Raw genomic sequence first — 19382 nt, 5'->3', positions numbered from 1 at the left:
TTCGCTAACTCCCCAGCGTTACAATCACAATCCTCATTTATCACGAGATCATCACTATAAATTCATCATTAATTGATTCATGAGAAGCGGTGTTCATTCATAAAAAGTGTGTAACGTGTGGGAGCCTACGCTTTTCTTTGAATGGACCAAAAGCTTCATTGGTGTAACTCCAACATGGTTCTCTAGTACATCCTTTCTTATAACGAAAAATCCCTGCCTAAAGCATCTCAAGAAGTATGATTTCCTTCGCTACATGTCTTGTGGAAAGGGATACTTTACTTATGTCCCCAGTCTCTTTCAAATTACTGATTATTTTTAAATTGTGGTTCTTCTTGTAAGACCTGATCATAACGAATTTGTAACTGTTGAACAATCTGTTTTTGTTGTTGAGCCAGCTGTTGATACATTTGCTTTGCTTGTTCGTTTTCAGTCTCAAGACTAAATTGTGTTAAACTAGCTTCCACGCTTTGAGCAGAAGCTAACGCTTGCTGAATCTGCGTCTGAACAGTCATTTTGCAACCTCCTTTACGTTGAACACTAGTTAATATGGTTTTAAAAAATGGATCTATACATCACTATTCATTTTTTCACTGTAATATTATGTTATTGAAAACCGTATAAATGAATGATTAAGACAAGCAATTAAAAAAGGAGCGAAAATTAGTGACTTATTTCTATCAAAATGGATGGATTCTATTCCTTCTCTCAGAAGGAATAACTTGGTTATGTATCTTCGTTTTTCTCGTGTTTCGTTACATATATCAATTAAATCGACTAAGTCATCTTTTCTTACATACCATTCTTTTGTGTACATTTTTTCAAGCAATGCTAGCAGGAATCAACTACTACTACACAGGAAAAGTATCTTTTTTTCAAGTCCTTATTATTTTGTTTATTTTATATGGCTCCACATTAGGCACTTCTCATTTTAAGAATTTAGACAAATTCATCCAACAACGACTTTCGAAAAACCGTCACATAAGAACGAGTAGCGACAACGACCATCGCATTGATACAGACAATTATCCGACATTATTTTTCATGCATACGTTATTTTTTATCGCCATTCATTGGTTTTGGTTTTCATATGATTTTTACGGTCATGATCAACTAGCAAATATATCATTTCAACAAATACCGATGTGGATTGAATCTCCGCATAATGGTTTTTTCTCTAACCCACTTTTTAATATTATCAGCTATATTTGGTATATTATTTATCTTTTTGATTTGACTATATTTGTCTTGAACACCATTCTTCGTTCTATTATGATCGTGTCAAAAAAAAAGATTAACCCTTGATCGATAATCATCACTATTCCTTTAAATAACCACTCATATCATCTAGCAAGTGATCCATTTGCTTCGAATGTTTTTTATACATCTCTTTCGCTTCTTTATTTTCTGTTTGCAACGAAAAGTTAATTAAATTAGCTTGAAGCTGTTTAATATTCGCAGCCACTAATAATTTCTGTTTCACTTGGGCAATCGTCGCCGTTTCATTATATAAATCGACATATACATTTCCCATTGAATCAATTTGTGCAAGAAAAACATCGGAAAAGTTTTTTGCTCCCTGTTTCACCACTTCACCTAGGAGCCATTCTTTTGTGTATCCATACTCATACAAGCTTTTTTCTAACAAATTGCCATCTACAATAACAATGCGTGGTTCTTTTTCCTTTTCAACCACTTTCCCCATATCTTTTGGTGTTAAAGGTTGCAATTCAGTTTTCTTTAATATACTAACTTGTCCGTTTTTCTCCATTACTGCCATTTCAATATCGGAAAAATGAAAGATATCTTTCTGTCGCAAATGAATCATCAACTCGTCAATTGTTAAACTTTCTTTTTTTAAGTTTTTTTCAAGAATGCGACCATCTTTTATTAAAATCGTTGGCTTTCCTTCAATTAAATTGCGCAGTCGAAAAGACTTCATTTCTAGTTTAGATAATATGATTGGAATAATGGCCCAAATAAGCATCCCAAGTAAAAAATTCAGCATCCTTACTTCTGTACCGAACGTTAATTCAGCCGAAAGGCTACCAATTGAAATACCAACAATATATTCATAAATGGTCATATCGCGAATATGTTTTTTCCCCATTAATCGGGCAAGTAACAGCATAAAGAAAACACCAACAAGCCCTCGAATTAACACTATACTTAATTCATTCAACCATTCTCACCTACTTCTTCTATATCTTATGCAATTTTTAGTATTGGACAAAGTAAAAAGTTACATACTAAGAAAAACGCATCTCGTCTTTTTGTTGTGCAAATTCGTCACTGAGCTTTGTACTATCAAAAACGTCTGGCTCTTCATCAATAGCGGTAGTACGGGCGTAGCTAGCGCTCTTCCTTTAATTTACTTACACTTTCTCAGTCACAACCAAAAATTTTCGTACATGTATGCTTTACTTTATTTATAACGAGGATAAAAAGGGACCGAGAAGTTCGAGACAGAGCAGATTTGCGTATCGGAATGTATGCCATGAATACGTGAGAAGCGGAAAAACAAGCCAATTAAGAAAAATGCGGCAACGTCTTTTCTTTAAAGCGGAGTGCGAAGCCGTTAATAGGGTTTAGCTCATAAATACGTGTATCAAGCGTGGACGACAGCTTTTGCGAACCTACTTGCACAGAGCCAACCAACAAAGGTAATCCTTATTCCTCTAAATCAGAGAACAAACGCTTCCTGAGAAGAAAATGTCGTCCTCATTCCGCTATTTTGGCTTTTATGGCTCCTTTTGGACTCATTTAGCTTAAATAGCGGAATGAGGGAACCGTAACGACATGAAACAGGGAATGGGGGGAAATAGAGGAATGAGGAACCACATAGAGCGCGTGGCGAGTGGCACCATTGCCTTCTTGGATTATGCTTTCACTTTTCCACAATACAAAAACTAATCGTCCCGTAAAAAACGTAGAATTTCGATGTGTCATGTCTTAAACAACCTTTAAAACAATGCTTAGGAGTGTTAAACAAATGCTTATGAGGATAAAACAATTAATTGGAATAGCAATGCTCATCCTTCTTATTACAGGGTGTAATGTTGAACAAATCGTAAAAACAGAGAAAGATCATCTGCTTTTTCAACAGACCTCTATTTTAAAAGAACAAATCGAAAATGAAGAATGGGATGAGGTAAGTAAAAGTATTACTCACTTTGAAAAAAACTACTCTAAACGAAAATGGAAATTACAGCTTCTTGCAGCAATAGGTGATTATCAAGATATCGAATTACACATTGTCTCCCTTAAAGAATATGCAAAAGATGAAGACAAAGTCGAAAGTTTGACAAGCATCAGCCAAATTCGGCACCTTTTAACGATCATTTACAACCTTTAACATTAACACAAAATGGATAAACCTAAAATCATTAGCATCAGCCAAATGAAACGTAAATGCTAATTGTCAAAAGTCGTCTCTTCCTTTTTAATTTTTTTCATTCGTTCCTCTAAGCTGCTGATCACATTCTGAAGATCCTGTGCTGCTTGATCATATTTTTCTTTTGCCACTTCATCCTTTGTTTGTTGTGCAAACACTTCAAAATTAGCTTGAACACTCTTGGCATTAGCTAAAGCTTCTTGAATTTGTCTTTGAACCGTCATTTTCTTACTCTCCTTTTTTACAGTAAAACTATTTGTATGCTTTTAGAACATGTTCAAAGAAGCCTTCCAAAGCCGACCTTTTTGAACGATCTCTTATAAGAAAACACGAGGCGCCTTTTCTTACATACGTCGTGCGCAGCCGTTATAATAGGTTCAGCTTATATGTAAATAAGATTCTTTCATACAATGTATATAACGAGTGGAGTCGACGCTTTTCTTCGAATAGAATGAAAGCAACTTTGATATAGTCTTAAAAGGTTTCTCCGTTTTATACTTTCTTACTTTTGAACATAAACCCTCTATTCTAGATTAGGTAACCTGCTGATGCAAAGCTTTTTTCGCCATTAACTGAGTGAATGGCTTATTGGAAATAACAACTTCATTAACCGCAGCATAATAGGCGTTTTTCGAATGTTCTTCATCTAGTATTTCAATAACCGTATAAACCTCTACCTTCTTCTCTTCGGCAAACTGTTTAATCGCAGATGCAATTAATACATTTTTTCCATCTTCAGTCATCTTATTCAGACAGTTATCAGCTGCAAAAATACTAATCGACCTTGCTTGAAGAATATTCGCTCGATCCAATGTATTAAATTTAGTCGCATCCCCTTGGATAAAATGGACATTTTTATGAACAATTGGTGCTTCAGATAACTGATCAATTAACACTATATCTATGTTTTGCTTAAGCCCTATAATGGTTTGAATCGTATCACTTGTCTTTTGTGACCAATTAATCATTACGATATGATCTGTCCCTTTAAATCCCATAATCTCCTTCGTTTCTTCATACTTATTTAATAAATCGATCCATTTAGCAATCATAATCGCAAAGAAGCCTACACCAACTAAATACAAAACAACCGTATAGAGCCTACCTGCAATTGTTTTAGGTATATAATCTCCAAACCCGACTTGTGAAACTGTAGTCATAACAAACCAAAAACCATTTAAAGGATTTTTATACTCACCTGGCTCTAAAAAATAGACAATAAATGAACTCAAAAAAAGAAACACAACACCGAATATGATCAATTTCCATTGCTCAATCGTAATCGCCTTTTGTAAGACTTTGCTAATGAATGCAATTAACATATAATAGTGCTCCTTCATACAAGCATTTTTAAATTTTAGTTCTACTAAATAGGATTCCCCTTTTAATAAAAATCTCACAACAATATTTATGGTAATAACAGGATTTTTAAATGATCATAGCTACCCTACTGTACGTAGAGGTGGCTATGAAAAACATAGGTGATTTGAATACGGGCTTACTTTCCACAACATCATAATCGATCGCTTCCTAAAAAAAAAGCACCCCACAATGGAATGCTTTTCACTCAACTTATTCTTCTAGCGCATCAGGGAACGTAATCGTATCAAAAACCTCACCTGATTGCTCATCTTCTAATTGCACTGTTACTGCATATTGTTCAGGGTCTACACCATCAAACAATTGATAGTATAATCCACCAATCGCTAAACCTAAAATTGCGAAACCATCAAAGCTATTTTCATACATTTCCTGATCAACGACTACCGTAAATTCAGAAAAAGCACTATTAGCTGAAACATCTGAGATCGAAACAAAATCTTCACTCGTCTTCATCTCTTCGATGCTCTCTTGTAAAGATGCTTCAATCTCCTCCATTAACTCATCATGAGTCGATTTTGACATGATGTACGTTAATGAACCATCTTCATTTTCCTCAACCTCTTCGATCCCTTCAGCCTTCGCTTCTTCAATCGCACTCTCTACATCTTCGCCTTCTAGAAACGATGCTGGGATGGTGATTTCTACGTTTGAAGCTCCTTGGCTACATGCCGCAATGATACTCACTAGCATAGCCACCATAAACAAACTTACATATTTCTTCATTTTCTCTCCCCCTTTTTTTGGCACAGAAAATGATTATACTATGATTAGTCATTAGAAACAATAGGATATTTTTATATCGATTACCTACTTAAGGTAATACACTTGGTGTTAACGTATATGAATTTGCTCCTCCAGGCGATACCGCGTTGAAAATGGTGTACTTTCTTTCAGGGAATTTAACAGCATAATTAGCCTGATCGATCCCTCGTATGATGACAACGCTTGGTACTGGAACACTATATGCTGCCACATTAGACGTTAGAATATGGCTTTCTCTAATAATTTGACCATCGACAATAATTTGAATTTGGTCTTCACTATCTCCCGTAAAATCCCAAATAAGCATACGTGCCGTACCACCATCAAAATCTCCAATCGCAAAGTCTTGTTCACTAAGAGCTAGCTCGCTCGTCTCCTCAAGTACAAAACCAGACTCAATAATGGAGGAAGTACGATTCACAACCTCCTCAGCAGCTCGCTCCTGTGAAACAGAAGAAGAAGAGAAGAACATTCCAATAATCATTAAAGTCAAAGTTACGAGTCCTAAATTTCTTCTCATTAATTTGGCTGATGGTGTCAGCTCTGTTTCTTTCGCAGATGGTGTCCGTTCTGTTTTTTTCGTTGATGGCATCAGTTTTGTTTCTTTCGGTGCTTTCTTTCTTTTACCCAATTTTTGTAGCGGTGGTAGATTCTTGTGTCTAGCATCTTGGTGAGAAAGCTGATCTTGCATGGATTGTTTAGTATTATTGGGATTGTGCATATATGGTCGTTTATTCATTTATACATACCTCCTATTGACGAAGGGTGAGGAGGCCGGATGGCGCGCAAACCACCAGGACATCATAATTCTCACAACGACAAAGCTAACAATCGCAAGCGTTATTGCTACCCCTTTTGATGGGAAATTGTGTTCAGCCCAATGTTGTAAAAATGTAGCTCCTAATCCCGTAGCTATTAACATAAATAAACACATTTGTAGCACTGGCCATAAAATCGGTAACTTATAGTAAATCCACTGTAGCGTTTCAATCCGAATCGAGAGATAAAGAAAAAAGCTACAAAATCCGATCATAAACAAATAATACGCTCCATGAGGTGTTCCATATTGCAGTGTCGCTCGAATATCATCTATTGCCATAAATGGACCCATTACTAAACAAATCACCGCAAAGAAAAAAAGTGGATAAAATCCTACTCTACCTACAATTCTCATCATGCGATCTCCTCCCTTTTTGCTACATCCTCAGCCGTTATTGTAATAAGATCATCCATCGTAGCATCATGAAAATCATTTAGTCTAACGGCATGCTTACGAATAGATGCCTCAATTAAGTTACGAACGAATCGTCCATTTCCACTTTGAACGCTTGCAGCTTCAATCTCACATTGCTCTAATAAAACAACCTTAGCAGCTTCTTCTATTTGATATCCTTTGTGAGTTAGCATCACCTTACTAATTTGTAGCATCTCTTCACTCGTGTAGTTAGGAAAAGAGATATGATGTGGAAAACGAGAACGCAAGCCTGAATTCGCACTCCAAAAATCATTCATTTCTTTTTCATAGCCAGCGACTATGACAACGAGGTCTTCTTTTAGATCTTCCATCGCTTTCACAATCGTATCAATCGCTTCCTGGCCAAATTGATCACCTGCAAGACTATACGCTTCATCGACGAACAAAACGCCTCCCCTTGCCTTATCAATGATCTCCTTAGTTTTCAATGCCGTTTGACCGACATAGCCTGCTACAAGTCCACTCCGGTCTGTTTCGACAATTCGATCTGTATGAATCACACCTAGCTCATGCAAACGTTTCGCAACAATTCGCGCAATCGTCGTTTTTCCTGTTCCAGGACTTCCTGTGAAAGACATGTGTAGACTTTGTCCACTAATTTCAGGTAAGCCCATCGCTTTCCGTCTTTCGTTCATTGAAACTTGTGCAAAGAGGTTATTCATAAACTCCTTCACACTATTCAAACCAATAATTTCGTTTAATTGTTCCTGTGCTTTGTCAACCTTTTCAACATCTGGGTGAATGTCAAAATCCTCCGCTATCAATTCAATGAGCATTTCATTATCTTCCACGTCAGATTCCGCAACTCGAACAGATTGCTTTCTAATGGCTGCTTCTAGGACATTTCGTACCATACGTCCATTTCCTGTAGCCTCACGATTAGCTGCCTGTTTATTTCTAAATAATTCCTCAAGCGTGTGATCTAATTCTTGTGACAATAAAAACCCTCTCTGCTTCGTTGTTAAATGGAGCATTTGTACAAGCTCATGCGCCGTGTAATCTGGAAAATGAACATGTAAAGGAAAACGCGAGAATAACCCTGCGTTCGTTTCAAGTAATTTCTCCATATCCTCTTCATATCCAGCTAAAATAACAATAACATTATCCTTATGAATTTCCATTAAGCGGACTAGCTCATTAATCGCTTCTTTGCCAAAACCACCTTTACCATCAGCTAACGCGTAAGCCTCATCAATGAATAAAATTCCACCTAAAGCAGATTCTACAACCTGCTTCGTCTTATCTGCCGTTTGTCCAGCATAGCCTGAGACAAGCTCACTCCGTCCTACCTCCACAAGATGCCCCTTCTTTAGTACACCTAGCTCCTTCATCATTTTAGCTAAAGTCCGGGCAATTGTCGTCTTCCCTGTTCCAGGATTACCGGAGAATACCATATTTAACACTTGCTCTGTTCGAATATGTAAGCCTGCTTCTTTTCTTCTTTTATTCGCTAGTAGCTGCTTTTCCAACGTACGTATAATATCTTTCACAGACTCTAAGCCTATATAGGATGAAAGCTCTTCCTCCAAGTCAAATGTATCGGTATGAGTAAGGCCGAAATCATCCGCTGTTAATAATTGATAATTGCTATCTTCTTGCTCATTTACACGTACCGCTTGTTTTCTAATTGCTTCTTCCAATACATTCCGTACAAGACGACCATTTCCACTATCATTTCGACCTGGAATTTGTTTACGTTCAAATAATTCAATAAACAATTTCTTCTCTTCAACCTGAAGCTGGTACTCTCTCTGCTGAGTCATTAATTGAAGCATTGTATAAAGTTCTTCTGGCGAATAATCCGCAAATTCTACTTGGAATGGAAATCGTGATCGTAAGCCCGGGTTCGTCTTTAAAAAGCCTTCCATTTCTTGTGTATATCCTGCTAATATAACGACTAAATCTTCACGATAATCCTCCATACCTTTTACTAAAGTATCGATCGCTTCCTGACCATACGTATCATGTTTGCTTCTAGATAGTGCATACGCTTCGTCGATAAAAAGAACACCACCTAGAGCTTCTTGAATTTTCGTCATGGTCTTTGGCCCCGTTTGACCAACATACTCTCCAACGAGATCTTGCCGAGCCACTTCTACTAGCTGGCCTTTTGAAAGTATACCTAATCCTTTTAAAATATAGGAAATTAACCTTGCTACCGTTGTCTTACCTGTTCCAGGGTTCCCCGAAAAGATCATATGTAAGGTAAGTGGAGCAGTAGACAGACCTTGTTCTTTCCTTTTCATTTGCAGTTCAACGGTTTTCGTTAATTCATGCACAAACGCTTTAACCTCTGTTAATCCAATTAAGCTATTAAGCTCCTCAAACGCTTGATCAATCGATTGTCCTATTTCATACGAAAGAGAGAAAAGAGGTTGCTGATGCCCAGCTAAATATAGTTGATCATTATCTACATTAAGCTGTTCTATCTCACCTAATTCTCCGCGAGCTCGAACCGCGACAAGGCTCTCGATAAGTTGTATTGAAATCCATTTTTTTAATAGCCTTCCGTTCATTTCTGCTTCTAACGATCTTTGTGCTAAACGTTCGACTACTGTTAAATCCCATGTGACCTGTTTATTCGTTAATTGAATAACCTGAGATTGAGCTCGCTCTAGCATATTAACAGCCATTTTCATTAAATGCTCAAGCTCCAAAGCAATCGTTTCAAGCTCCTCTGAAAGGTGATGACGAATCCGTTCGGGAACTTCAGCTTTTTTCTCCGTAATAAAGATCAAAACATGATCAGCTGAATCGATAACAATTCCTGCTTCTGTACGGAAATAGCCGTTTTTCACTAGATTTTCTAAATTTGTTACGATCTGTTCGTTAGCCCGTTCAATACCTCTTAAGACAATAGGTGTTCCCCCATATGAAAAAGCACTGGAAAAATCGCGAACAAAATTAGAATGAACATCTTTGTCTGTATAAATACTGACATCTAACGTGATGACCTGATTATATCGAACGAGTTTATGCTGATGGAGAGTTTGAACAACTTCTGTTATCCCTAACTCCTTCCCACTTCCTTTTGGTCCTGTAACAGAAAGAGACGGTGCTTTCCCATCAAGCCCATCGCCTAATAAATATTGCTTCTTAAAAAACAATACAAGATTAGCTATATATTCATCCTGACCATAGACTCTAGAACGAACAGACTTCTCTACACGATTAAAGACTTCATCCATTTCCCCTTTATGACTATTTGTATGAGCAGAATCCGTTGAATGGATAGCCGAATTTTCACCAATTGGTGCCATTTGTCTTTGAGCTGCTTCTTGTCCCCCAATAGGTTGGGACGAATAGCTAACACTTTGATTTCCTACTTGGTGACTATTTCCCTCCCTCTGTTTAAAATCTAATAACTGTAATTCTGGAATAATAATTCGAGACCATTTCTTCCACATCTGCCAAACCTCCCTAATTTCACATTTATTTACACGTCAGGATATACTCGTGAAATTCCATTTTTGAACAACATTGTTAATGCTTCTATTTTATCATAAAACTAGTTAATTAGTATGAGAATAATAGAATGAGAAAATAAGCAAGTATTCGTCTTCAATGCTTACTCAGTAAATCGATAATGAAACAAATCTACCTATCTATAACGCAAATGGACTTTACAATCCATAATGACTACTATCTTAACTCTAACAAAAAACACCACTTCAAAAAGTGATGTTATCGTAGAAATCGTTATTCCTGAAGGCTTTCACGTCTTTAACTGTCCATGACCTCTTAGACTTGTAATCAAATAATGACAGTACCTATCAACGCAAATCATAGACTAAACGCCTTTGAGAAATGGCTCTCAAACGTTTAAGATTTAGAGTGGTATTCACATACATGTTAAAAGTAGGACACCTTCAATACACTTTTAATGACCTTATTTAAATAACACTATCATTTTGTTATTTAAACTAATCTTGCATACTCGCTTCAATAGTCTCTTGAGCGTTTCTCAATGCCTCTTCTGCAGTTTGAGTCTGCTGTCTTAACACATCATTAAAAACATTTGTATTCATTTCATTAGCTACAGTAGGTGTGTCTGAAGTTACATTTATCGCATTAATCTCATCGCGAATATCTAATAGTACATCAAAAATACCATCGCCAAAAAATTGATAGAAGCTGTTGTCTTCTTTAAAAACTTCATTATCCCATACATCCCAACGAGGGGGGTCAAATCCAAGTACAGTCCAAAGTTTTTCATTTGCTCTTTCAGTAAGCTTTGCGTATGCTAAAAAGTCTTTAGCTAGCTCTTCATGTTCTGTTTGATTTGTAACAACAGTCCCAGTTCCCCCCATACCAGCTGAACGAAATCCACCTTCTTCCCATGCAGGCAATGGCTGAATAGCGATTTTCCCTTCTAGGTCAGGCATATTTTCAAGAAAACGTCCCATATACCAAATTGGCATTGCTAACGAGGCTACTTCTCCTTCATTCATATACGCATAAAACTCTTCTGCATGCGGCTCTCCACCTGGGGTAAGCTCAGCAATTTCATGAACATAAATGAGGTCATGTAAAAATTGTAGTACCTCAATATTTTCTGGAGCATCTAAAGTTGGATTTCCATTCTCATCAAACCAATCTGAGCCACGTTGACTAACTAGTTGAAACATAGGTAAATAATCATCCGTATGAACGGTCGCCATAACCTTACCTGTATTTTCAACAACCTGTTTTCCAGCTTCGACATAATCGTCCCATGTTTGAATTGATTCAATGTCTACGCCTGCTTCTTCCATTATTTCTGTATTGTAATACATAACAGATGCACCAACATGAGTAGGCATTCCATAATATTGACCATCTTTAGCATAAATATCAAAACGAGCTTCAATAAATTGATCGATAACTGGTTCAACATGTTCGTTCATCGGTAACATTTGTGGTACCCCTTGAAGGTAATTAGGGAAACGAGAAATTTCAATGTCTACGATATCAGGTGCTCCTGAACCTGATTGCAGAGCTAATAATAGATTGTTGTGCATTTGGTCAAATGGATATGTTTCAGCAACAAGTGTAACTGGTCTATCAGGGAACTCTTCATTCCAAGCAATTGCTGCATCCTCAAATAAATCAACATGCTGTCCTGCGAAAGTCCAAAACGTTAACTCGGTAGCACCTTCAATATCGGAACCAATGATCGTTGTTTCTTCAGCATCATCTGAAGAAGACCCTCCACAAGCTACTAATACGAGTGATACAATAACCACCATTACATATAACAGGCTTTTCCTTTTCATTACAATTCCCCCTTACTTTTTGGCCAATCAAACTACCTACTATCAATAAACTACCTCGTTTTACCCATCACCTCCTTACATGTTTACTTTTTTTATGAGGTCCGCTGATCTAACTGTCCAAAAATTTGCATAGCAATCCACATACAACCAATTGCTGTTAAACCTATCGAGAAAAATGGTATAATCCCAGGATAATCTAATGAAAAATACACAACTAGAAAGATGACCAAACCACTTGCCATCGTATAATGAATTTTGGTTAACCCGATAATCACTGCATTGCGAATATACCCAAACCAGTTAGTTTGATAGTGAGCTAACAACGGGAAAATCCAGATCACAACAATCATATAGAAAAATAAAATAAAGTAGAAAGAAAATGGAATAACAAATAGTAGCTCCTCACTTGAATTTAGAATAGTGACGTAGTTTAAGTATAGCCCTACCCCAATTACAGTTAGAAACCACCCCATTAAGTTAGCACGAAAGAACTCTTCTCTGTAAATTCGTTTAAACGTCTCTCTTTTTTCACATCATCCTGTTCCATTATTAATTTTCTAGATAGTCCAAATGCTGCTAACGTGGCTGGAAATACCCCTACAATGAACAAACCTAGCATTGAGTAAAAAAGCCACAATAGGTTAATTGCCACTAGTTGTAAGATCCAGCGAAGAATACGGTCAAGGGATGATACAATCTGGTTTCCGTTCATATTCTACACCACCTTTTATCATCCTTTTCTTATAGCCTTAGCATTCATTATCCTTTTACTCCTCCAACCGTTAATCCTGCTACAAAGTAACGTTGAAATAAAATAAACAAAATCACGATCGGAACAATCGTCATAACAGAACCAGCAAGTAAAATATCATAATTGTTACCATAAGGTGTTAATAATGTTGCTAATCCTATTGGGAGTGTAAACATATCATTCGATCTCAATACGACTAATGGCCACAAAAAGTTATTCCAGCTATTTAATCCTTGTAAAATAGCCATGGCTGCTAACGAAGGTCCCATAAGCGGGAGCATAATTTTGAAAAATATCCCGTATTCCGTACTGCCATCCACTCTTGCAGCATCCATTAGCTCCCTAGGAAGTCCTAATGCATATTGTCTAAAGAAAAAGACAGCAATTGGGGCTACTATCGCAGGTATGATAACAGCTGTATAAGTATTAACTAAGCGCAGGTCAATCATTAGTTGAAAAAGAGGTAACATTAATATTTCAAAAGGAATCATTAAAATAATTAAAACTAATAGAAAGAAAAAGTTTTTACCTTTAAAATCGTAAACTGCCAAAGCGTAGCCTACCATTGAAGAAAATAATAAAGATAAGACTACAATGATCATCGATATCCAAACACTGTTCCCGAACCATCTCCAATAAATCCCAGCCTCAGTAAAGATATAGATGAAATTATCAAGAGTTAATGTGTTAGGATCAAATATTAGACTAATCCCGTTCCTCATTAAATCAGTAGATGGTCTAAACGAGGCAAGTATTAAATTCCAAAGTGGAAACAGGGCTACAATAGCTACAGCAACAAAACCAATTGTAAGTAACCATGTTAGTAAAGGATTATTTGTTTGCTTCATTACTCATCCCCCCTCTTAAAGGCACCAGTTAGAAATAGTTGAGTCAAGCTGATGGCAAAGATAATTAACATTAATATCACACCAATCGCTGCCCCAAATCCCATATCATTTTGCTGGATACCCTCTTGATACAAGTAACCAACTATCGTTAAACCAATATTCCCTGGCGAACCGGATGTCCAAAACACGAAGCTTTCTTCAAACATTCTGAAACCACCGATAATTGAAATAGTTGCTACGAAAATAGTAACAGGTTTTAGAAATGGCAATGTAACAAAAAAGAACTTTTTAAAAGTACCGGCACCATCAATTTCTGCAGCTTCATATAAATCATTCGGCACGTTTTGTAATGCAGCTAAAAAGTACAAGATATTAATTCCCATCCAACGCCATGATGCAAGAACAACCATTAGAAACATTCCTGACCAAGCATTGTACCTCCAATCAACAGAATCAAATCCAAGCCAAATGACAATTTGATTAGCTACTGCCGTATCACTTTCAGAGAACATTAAACGAAAAACCATCCCCGCAACAATAACGGATGTTAAGGCAGGTAAAAACAGTGATGTTCTAAACAAGATTTTAAATTTCACTACTTTGGAATTTAACAAAACAGCTAACAACATTGGCACTGAGATAGAATAACAACTGTTAAAATCATATAAATAGTAGTATTTTGTAATGCTGTGAAAAATGTTGGGTTCATAATTCTTGTATAATTCCTCAACCCAATAAATGTAATCTCACCTGGTAACACTCTTTGAAAGCTCATAATAATAGCTTGAATAGCTGGATATAGCGACAGCACTAGAAAAGAAATGATAAATGGTGAAATCAGGACATACGGCACAACTTTTTGAGAGTTTAAGAAATTAAAAATACCGCCATTCTTATTATTCACTTGGATGATCTCTTGTTTGCTACCATTTTTAGGTTGTATCATAAGAACCTCCTCTATCATGATTCCTTCTATTCAAAGAATTTCTTTTTTCGACAAATACCGAAAACGCTTATAACACAAAGGATCAACATTCTACACATAAAAATCTCGCTTACGATTCATAGCCTACTATTTTTCACATTCCTATTCCAAAGCTTTCATGCTCGTATGATAAATTCCGATAAGATGTCCATTCTCTGTACGTACACGAAAAAAATGAAAAATTAGTTTAGTCATCTTGATTTTGTTTTTGTTACCTATCTCTTTTTATTTTTTATAGTAAGATCATAAACATTCCGTTTCGTGTACGTACACGCAAAACATTACGTCTATTTAATTGATCTTAGAAAAGGTCAATTAAATAGACATATATCTACATCCATCACCCCATTTATAAGTTTTTCAAAACTATAGGAAGCGCTTACAAAACTTCCTAACTAAATAAAGCGGCTTCACTGTAACCTATTAAAACAACCACTAAAATTAATTCAAATTCCATTCCTTTTTACACATTCATAGTAACACCCTAATCAAACTTCAGTCAACTTAAATTGGTCTAGATTGACTCACCTTTAATAATTTCATAATCTAGCAAAGGTGTTGATACATATTCTCCATATTCAATTTTATTAACTATACTTTCTATAGCCCTATGTCCAATTTCGTCAATTGGGTATTTAACAGTCGTTAAACGTGGTGTAATGTATTTTAGCATATCAATATCATCAAAACCCATTATTCCAACCTCTCCTGGTATGCTTACACCTTTTTTCTTTAAATAATTCATTACTTCTAGCGCATAGAGATCAGTTGAACAAACAATAGCTGTCTTTTCAACTTTACTAAAGGTTATATTCTCCATCTCTTTTATATATTCACTTTTTTTTATTATAGACGGCTCATATTTAATTTTGTTATTATTTAGCCCTTCTAAAAAGCCTTTAAATCGCTCTTCCTGTGTGTAAATATTTTTCTTTTCCAAATATGTTAAAGGTGGACTAATATAAATGAAATGTTTGTAGCCTTCACCTACAATATAGTCTATGGCCTCCTTCATAGCATGACGCTCTTGAATTCCAATATACTCCCATTTTTCAGAAACATAATTGAAGATTGTAATAATTGGAATATCAAACTTACTTAAATATGAATCGAATTTTTCCCCTTTGTTTACAGCAAATAGGATAATCCCATCAACCTTTCGATTCACTAGATATTCAATACAATTAAGCTCACTTTCTTCTTGCTTATCTGATAAAGTAATATAAACAAAATAGCCTAACTCTCTAGCCTTGAATTCAATGGCATTTAATAGTTGAGCAAATGACCTATTATATAAATCAAACAAAACAACACCGATCGTCATTGTTTTCCCAATTACTAGACTTCTTGCCGTAAAATCAGGTTGATATTTCATCTCCTTTGCTACTTTCAAAATTCTTTTTTTTGTTTTTTCACTAATTCCTGTTCGATTATTTAGTGCCCGATCCACTGTCCCAGCTGAAACCCCACAAATATTAGCTATATCTTTAATCGTTACCCTCATATCATTCACCTATAGTTTTTTTGTATAAAATTTATTCTATGTTTCTTTTACTTCAATTCAATTAAAAAGAAACTTGCTGTGAGAAGTCCCTTTCTCACATGATATAAATTATAAAATTTTTCAAATAATTTTGTAAATAATCAAGTGACGGTTGTATATTTCATCATGAGATATGTCCTACAATACAGGCGCTGAAAATGATCTACCTTCTAATATGAAGCACTTTACCATTTACAAAGAATAACTCTCTTGGACAAGATTACACGAAAAATGTTATTTGGACAATGGCCTTTAATTGAGTATTTACTTTTTTCTCTCTTAATAGGCTAAATCGCTAAACTAAAAGCTCTAGTAGTGCTCGGTAGCAACACCGAACCTGAAATACCGAAATCATTGATCTATGCATCCACTTCAGCCTTTACTAGTTACATTTTTGTGATAACATTCAAATATACAAATATCTTTGGAGGCGATCATATGTCATTTGCAAATACCCCTCCCCCACCTTATTATGCTGTTATTTTTACTTCTCAAAGAACTGAAAAAGATTCTAAAGGGTACAAACGTACAGCTGAATTAATGGTTGAACTCGCTTCAAAACAAACTGGATTCTTAGGTGTTGAAAGTTCAAGAGATCACGATGGGTTAGGAATAACGGTTTCTTATTGGGATTCTCTAGAATCTATTAAGCAATGGAAAGAACATATGGCACATCAAAAGGCTAAAGAAAAAGGTAAAAAAGATTGGTACTCTGCATATATAACTCGAATTTGTAAAGTAGACCGCGATTACCACTCCATTTAATACAAAGGAGAGGATGCAGATAATGTTCTAATGGTACATTAGACTAATGATTAAACTTCATAGCGCATCTTATCACCTCTAATATTCGTGATTGGTCTGACTGTGGTTGGTTTTGTTAAAGGAATTAGTAGCGGGAAATTAGTAGTAATCGATGCTTTCTACTTTCAATTTATTATTGGACTTCGATGTTAATATCCACTTATACGATTACCTAAAGGCTTTTCACCTGTTCACCAAGTAATTTAAGGTTTATTGGTGAAAACCATTGGTCGACCATCCCATGTTGTTATATAGATATTATGCGAGTGTTCAGAAGCAGCCTCAACCATACATAAATCCTGTTACTGGAACATTAAACATTTATCAAACACCCTTTCAATTTGCTCTGGCTCTGGTATAACTTGAGCAAAAGTTGAAAAAGAGTGAGCTTTTGTACCTAGAAACTCTGTTAAATCCCGCCTCCTTTATACATAGTTAATTCAAAAAGGCATAAAAGAGGCATTTCCCTATTTTCAATATGCGTTACTCCTGCTTTACCTAGCTAAGTAAACTCCCCCTTAACCAGGCACGTGAACGATATGGCCCGACGGGAACTTGGATCAAGCTAGTTTTTCCTTTCGAATCGATCCTATAAAGTTCATCACATTGGTTTGCATCAAATCCTAGCAATGGATGCCCCCCCATTCCTAAAGCACATGACACCAAGAGCAGTCGTTGCACGAGAATACCCGCTTCCATCTGTTGAATACGGTATCCTCTATACCCGAATATTTCTTTGAGGTGCCCCTTGTCTCCAACCACATGCATACAGAGTGGAACTTGATACAAATTCACATTGGGCATCGTTAATCCGTATTGTAAAAACTCTCGGTAATCGCCCTTGTTTATTCTCCGAAGTGCATGAGTGCCACTGTCATAAGAATAAGCACCATTACAAATCCCCTCTACATTATAAAAACTACCATATAAAGAAACACGAGTCTCAACCTGTCCCTCTGTGTCGTCGATGTCATTTTGATATGGGAAAGAAAATGTCTCTTTTAATAAAGAAGATAATTGTGTTTGGCTAACTTTTCCTAACATAAAATCACTATCAGGTGAATACCGCTTCCTGCAAACAGATGCGAGATCGAACGATAAGCATGTTGAAAATGGCAGCAAGACTATCTCCGTATCTAAAGGCAGTTTCTCACAATTATTTTTCTTTATTTTGACAAATGACTTCGTTGTTTCAAGCATCGATACTTCATTAAGTTTTCTCAGCATCGGATAATCAATGACTCCCTTTGAACGATTATAGGAAATATGATTCAATACTGGAACTTCCCGACACAATTCAGTTGCTGAAATCACTTCTTCCCTTTTTTGAACGTTGTCAGCACAAGTAATTGATGGTTTCATACTTAATGGGATAACGGCATATACACTTTCCTCCTGTGCGGGTAACCCAAGCAAATGATTAATAGACTGATCAAGAAATTGATAACATACCCGTGTAGAGAACCCCATTCGCTTGGCTACTTCTAATGATTGCCCAATTAACACACCTGCATCTAAGCCTTGGAGTCTATAGGAAAAGTTATTGTATTTATAAAAATTTTTCCAAAAAACGGTCGATACAAAAGCGATGCAAAAACAATCCGAAATAGGAAGACCGTCAAGACTTCTACTTAAGTAGAAATCGTAATTTCCTTCTCGTAACAAAATAAGACGGTGATGCGCTACATCATAATGGTAAATTCCTTCGGGAGTGTTATCCAGTTTTAAATACACGTATAATTCGTTAGGATACAGCGCCCCCCCAGAGGGAGCAAATCTCCGTAAAGACTGAGTAAATCTTGCATGTTTTTCTTTGGTTTCGTCTATTAAAGTAGATTGAGAGTATTGAGTAAGTCCGTATACGTACCATAAAAAGTGGCCAACCTCTTCAAGACTAGGATTTTGATCATCTTCTTTCTTCTTGAGTGCTAAAGGTACTTCTGCAGAGAGAGGGATCATTGGTAACCCACGGTACAATTTATAGGGAAGTGGCGCATCCTCCCAATCTACCTCCCAATCTTTGGGGAAGATTTTATCCGTTTCAAAATGCAGTTGATGTAGAAATGTTTCTAGCTCCAACTCGTTTACCCTCCTACTCTTCCATTACGGGAATGGATGGGGAAATGGATTAAGATGTTCATACAATAACGGTTTCTTCTCATATCCTAGTTGCATAGGTACCGTGAGTACCCTCTCCAACCCTTTCACACGGGTGAGGTGGTGCCCAAATGTCATTGGTAACATTCCTGGAATTAATACCTTTACACAGTGTAATCCATTCCGTTTAGTGATCGTTGTTGTTTGGTCAACGACAATAACATCTAGGTTTAAACCGCGGAACCTCTGAAGGATATCCTGAAGATCATCTTTTAAATCAGTATTAGCCGACGGTCCTTAAATTCCTC

Annotated in this window: 17 protein-coding genes and 2 pseudogenes; 3 read left to right on the top strand and 16 right to left on the bottom strand. The window is 36.3% G+C overall.

The annotated features are described in order from the left end of the window. Positions 1-302: 302 nt before the first annotated feature. The gene (locus JCM9152_RS05290) at positions 303-512 is read right to left on the bottom strand and encodes a DUF1657 domain-containing protein (RefSeq protein WP_035341758.1); all 210 of its coding nucleotides are present in this window, start codon (positions 510-512) and stop codon (positions 303-305) included. Between the two features lie 151 nt (positions 513-663). Here JCM9152_RS05290 and JCM9152_RS05285 point away from each other — a divergent pair, with 151 nt between their 5' ends. After that, positions 664-1302 (top strand): hypothetical protein, encoded by a 639-nt coding sequence (locus tag JCM9152_RS05285; protein ID WP_035341755.1) that lies wholly within the window; start codon positions 664-666, stop codon positions 1300-1302. 13 nt (positions 1303-1315) lie between these two features. Here JCM9152_RS05285 and JCM9152_RS05280 read toward each other — a convergent pair whose 3' ends face one another. Beyond that, positions 1316-2179 (bottom strand): DUF421 domain-containing protein, encoded by an 864-nt coding sequence (locus JCM9152_RS05280; RefSeq protein ID WP_035341753.1) that lies wholly within the window; start codon positions 2177-2179, stop codon positions 1316-1318. Positions 2180-2989: 810 nt separating this feature from the next. Between JCM9152_RS05280 and JCM9152_RS05275 the strand changes: the two genes are divergently transcribed. Then, positions 2990-3352 carry a DUF4363 family protein gene (locus JCM9152_RS05275; protein ID WP_035341751.1) on the top strand — a complete coding sequence of 121 codons (363 nt, stop codon included), beginning with the start codon at positions 2990-2992 and terminating at the stop codon, positions 3350-3352. Between the two features lie 59 nt (positions 3353-3411). Here the strand turns inward: JCM9152_RS05275 and JCM9152_RS05270 are convergent, their stop codons facing one another. From JCM9152_RS05270 to JCM9152_RS05220, 12 genes and pseudogenes are all read right to left on the bottom strand, one after another. After that, positions 3412-3615, bottom strand: a complete 204-nt coding sequence (locus JCM9152_RS05270) for a DUF1657 domain-containing protein (protein WP_035341749.1) — start codon at positions 3613-3615, stop codon at positions 3412-3414. A gap of 309 nt (positions 3616-3924) precedes the next feature. After that, positions 3925-4713, bottom strand: a complete 789-nt coding sequence (locus tag JCM9152_RS05265; protein WP_035341747.1) for a potassium channel family protein — start codon at positions 4711-4713, stop codon at positions 3925-3927. Positions 4714-4963: 250 nt separating this feature from the next. Beyond that, positions 4964-5497: a hypothetical protein gene (locus JCM9152_RS05260; RefSeq protein WP_035341745.1), complete on the bottom strand. Its 534-nt coding sequence runs from the start codon at positions 5495-5497 to the stop codon at positions 4964-4966. Between the two features lie 88 nt (positions 5498-5585). Beyond that, positions 5586-6275: a hypothetical protein gene (locus tag JCM9152_RS05255; RefSeq protein ID WP_035341743.1), complete on the bottom strand. Its 690-nt coding sequence runs from the start codon at positions 6273-6275 to the stop codon at positions 5586-5588. Continuing rightward, positions 6276-6713, bottom strand: coding sequence for a hypothetical protein (locus JCM9152_RS05250; protein ID WP_035341741.1), 438 nt, complete (start codon positions 6711-6713; stop codon positions 6276-6278). Next, positions 6710-10198: an AAA family ATPase gene (locus JCM9152_RS05245; RefSeq protein WP_052015623.1), complete on the bottom strand. Its 3489-nt coding sequence runs from the start codon at positions 10196-10198 to the stop codon at positions 6710-6712. Before JCM9152_RS05245 ends, JCM9152_RS05250 begins: the two co-directional genes overlap by 4 nt. Before the next feature lie 516 nt (positions 10199-10714). After that, complete coding sequence (locus JCM9152_RS05240) at positions 10715-12046, bottom strand: ABC transporter substrate-binding protein (protein ID WP_035341739.1); 1332 nt, start codon at positions 12044-12046, stop codon at positions 10715-10717. Between the two features lie 92 nt (positions 12047-12138). Then, the gene (locus JCM9152_RS21290; protein ID WP_158318426.1) at positions 12139-12552 is read right to left on the bottom strand and encodes a YesL family protein; all 414 of its coding nucleotides are present in this window, start codon (positions 12550-12552) and stop codon (positions 12139-12141) included. Further along, positions 12519-12758 carry a DUF624 domain-containing protein gene (locus tag JCM9152_RS21285; protein WP_052015619.1) on the bottom strand — a complete coding sequence of 80 codons (240 nt, stop codon included), beginning with the start codon at positions 12756-12758 and terminating at the stop codon, positions 12519-12521. Before JCM9152_RS21285 ends, JCM9152_RS21290 begins: the two co-directional genes overlap by 34 nt. A 47-nt stretch (positions 12759-12805) precedes the next feature. Next, positions 12806-13645: a carbohydrate ABC transporter permease gene (locus JCM9152_RS05230; RefSeq protein ID WP_035341737.1), complete on the bottom strand. Its 840-nt coding sequence runs from the start codon at positions 13643-13645 to the stop codon at positions 12806-12808. Beyond that, a pseudogene (locus JCM9152_RS05225) lies at positions 13645-14591 on the bottom strand (carbohydrate ABC transporter permease). The gene JCM9152_RS05230 and the pseudogene JCM9152_RS05225 overlap by 1 nt, the downstream one beginning before the upstream one ends. A gap of 553 nt (positions 14592-15144) precedes the next feature. After that, the gene (locus JCM9152_RS05220; RefSeq protein WP_035341735.1) at positions 15145-16134 is read right to left on the bottom strand and encodes a LacI family DNA-binding transcriptional regulator; all 990 of its coding nucleotides are present in this window, start codon (positions 16132-16134) and stop codon (positions 15145-15147) included. A gap of 477 nt (positions 16135-16611) precedes the next feature. Here JCM9152_RS05220 and JCM9152_RS05215 point away from each other — a divergent pair, with 477 nt between their 5' ends. Next, positions 16612-16938 (top strand): antibiotic biosynthesis monooxygenase family protein, encoded by a 327-nt coding sequence (locus JCM9152_RS05215; protein ID WP_035341733.1) that lies wholly within the window; start codon positions 16612-16614, stop codon positions 16936-16938. 537 nt (positions 16939-17475) lie between these two features. Here JCM9152_RS05215 and JCM9152_RS05210 read toward each other — a convergent pair. Both JCM9152_RS05210 and JCM9152_RS21765 read right to left on the bottom strand, forming a co-directional pair. Then, positions 17476-19056, bottom strand: coding sequence for a SagB family peptide dehydrogenase (locus JCM9152_RS05210; RefSeq protein ID WP_035341731.1), 1581 nt, complete (start codon positions 19054-19056; stop codon positions 17476-17478). A gap of 24 nt (positions 19057-19080) precedes the next feature. Next, a pseudogene (locus tag JCM9152_RS21765) lies at positions 19081-19359 on the bottom strand (YcaO-like family protein); the annotation flags it as partial. Positions 19360-19382 lie beyond the last annotated feature (23 nt).

The sequence above is a fragment of the Halalkalibacter hemicellulosilyticusJCM 9152 genome (assembly GCF_000513115.1).
GTDB lineage: Bacteria > Bacillota > Bacilli > Bacillales > Bacillaceae_D > Halalkalibacter > Halalkalibacter hemicellulosilyticus.
This window is presented reverse-complemented; position numbering and strand designations above follow the sequence as displayed.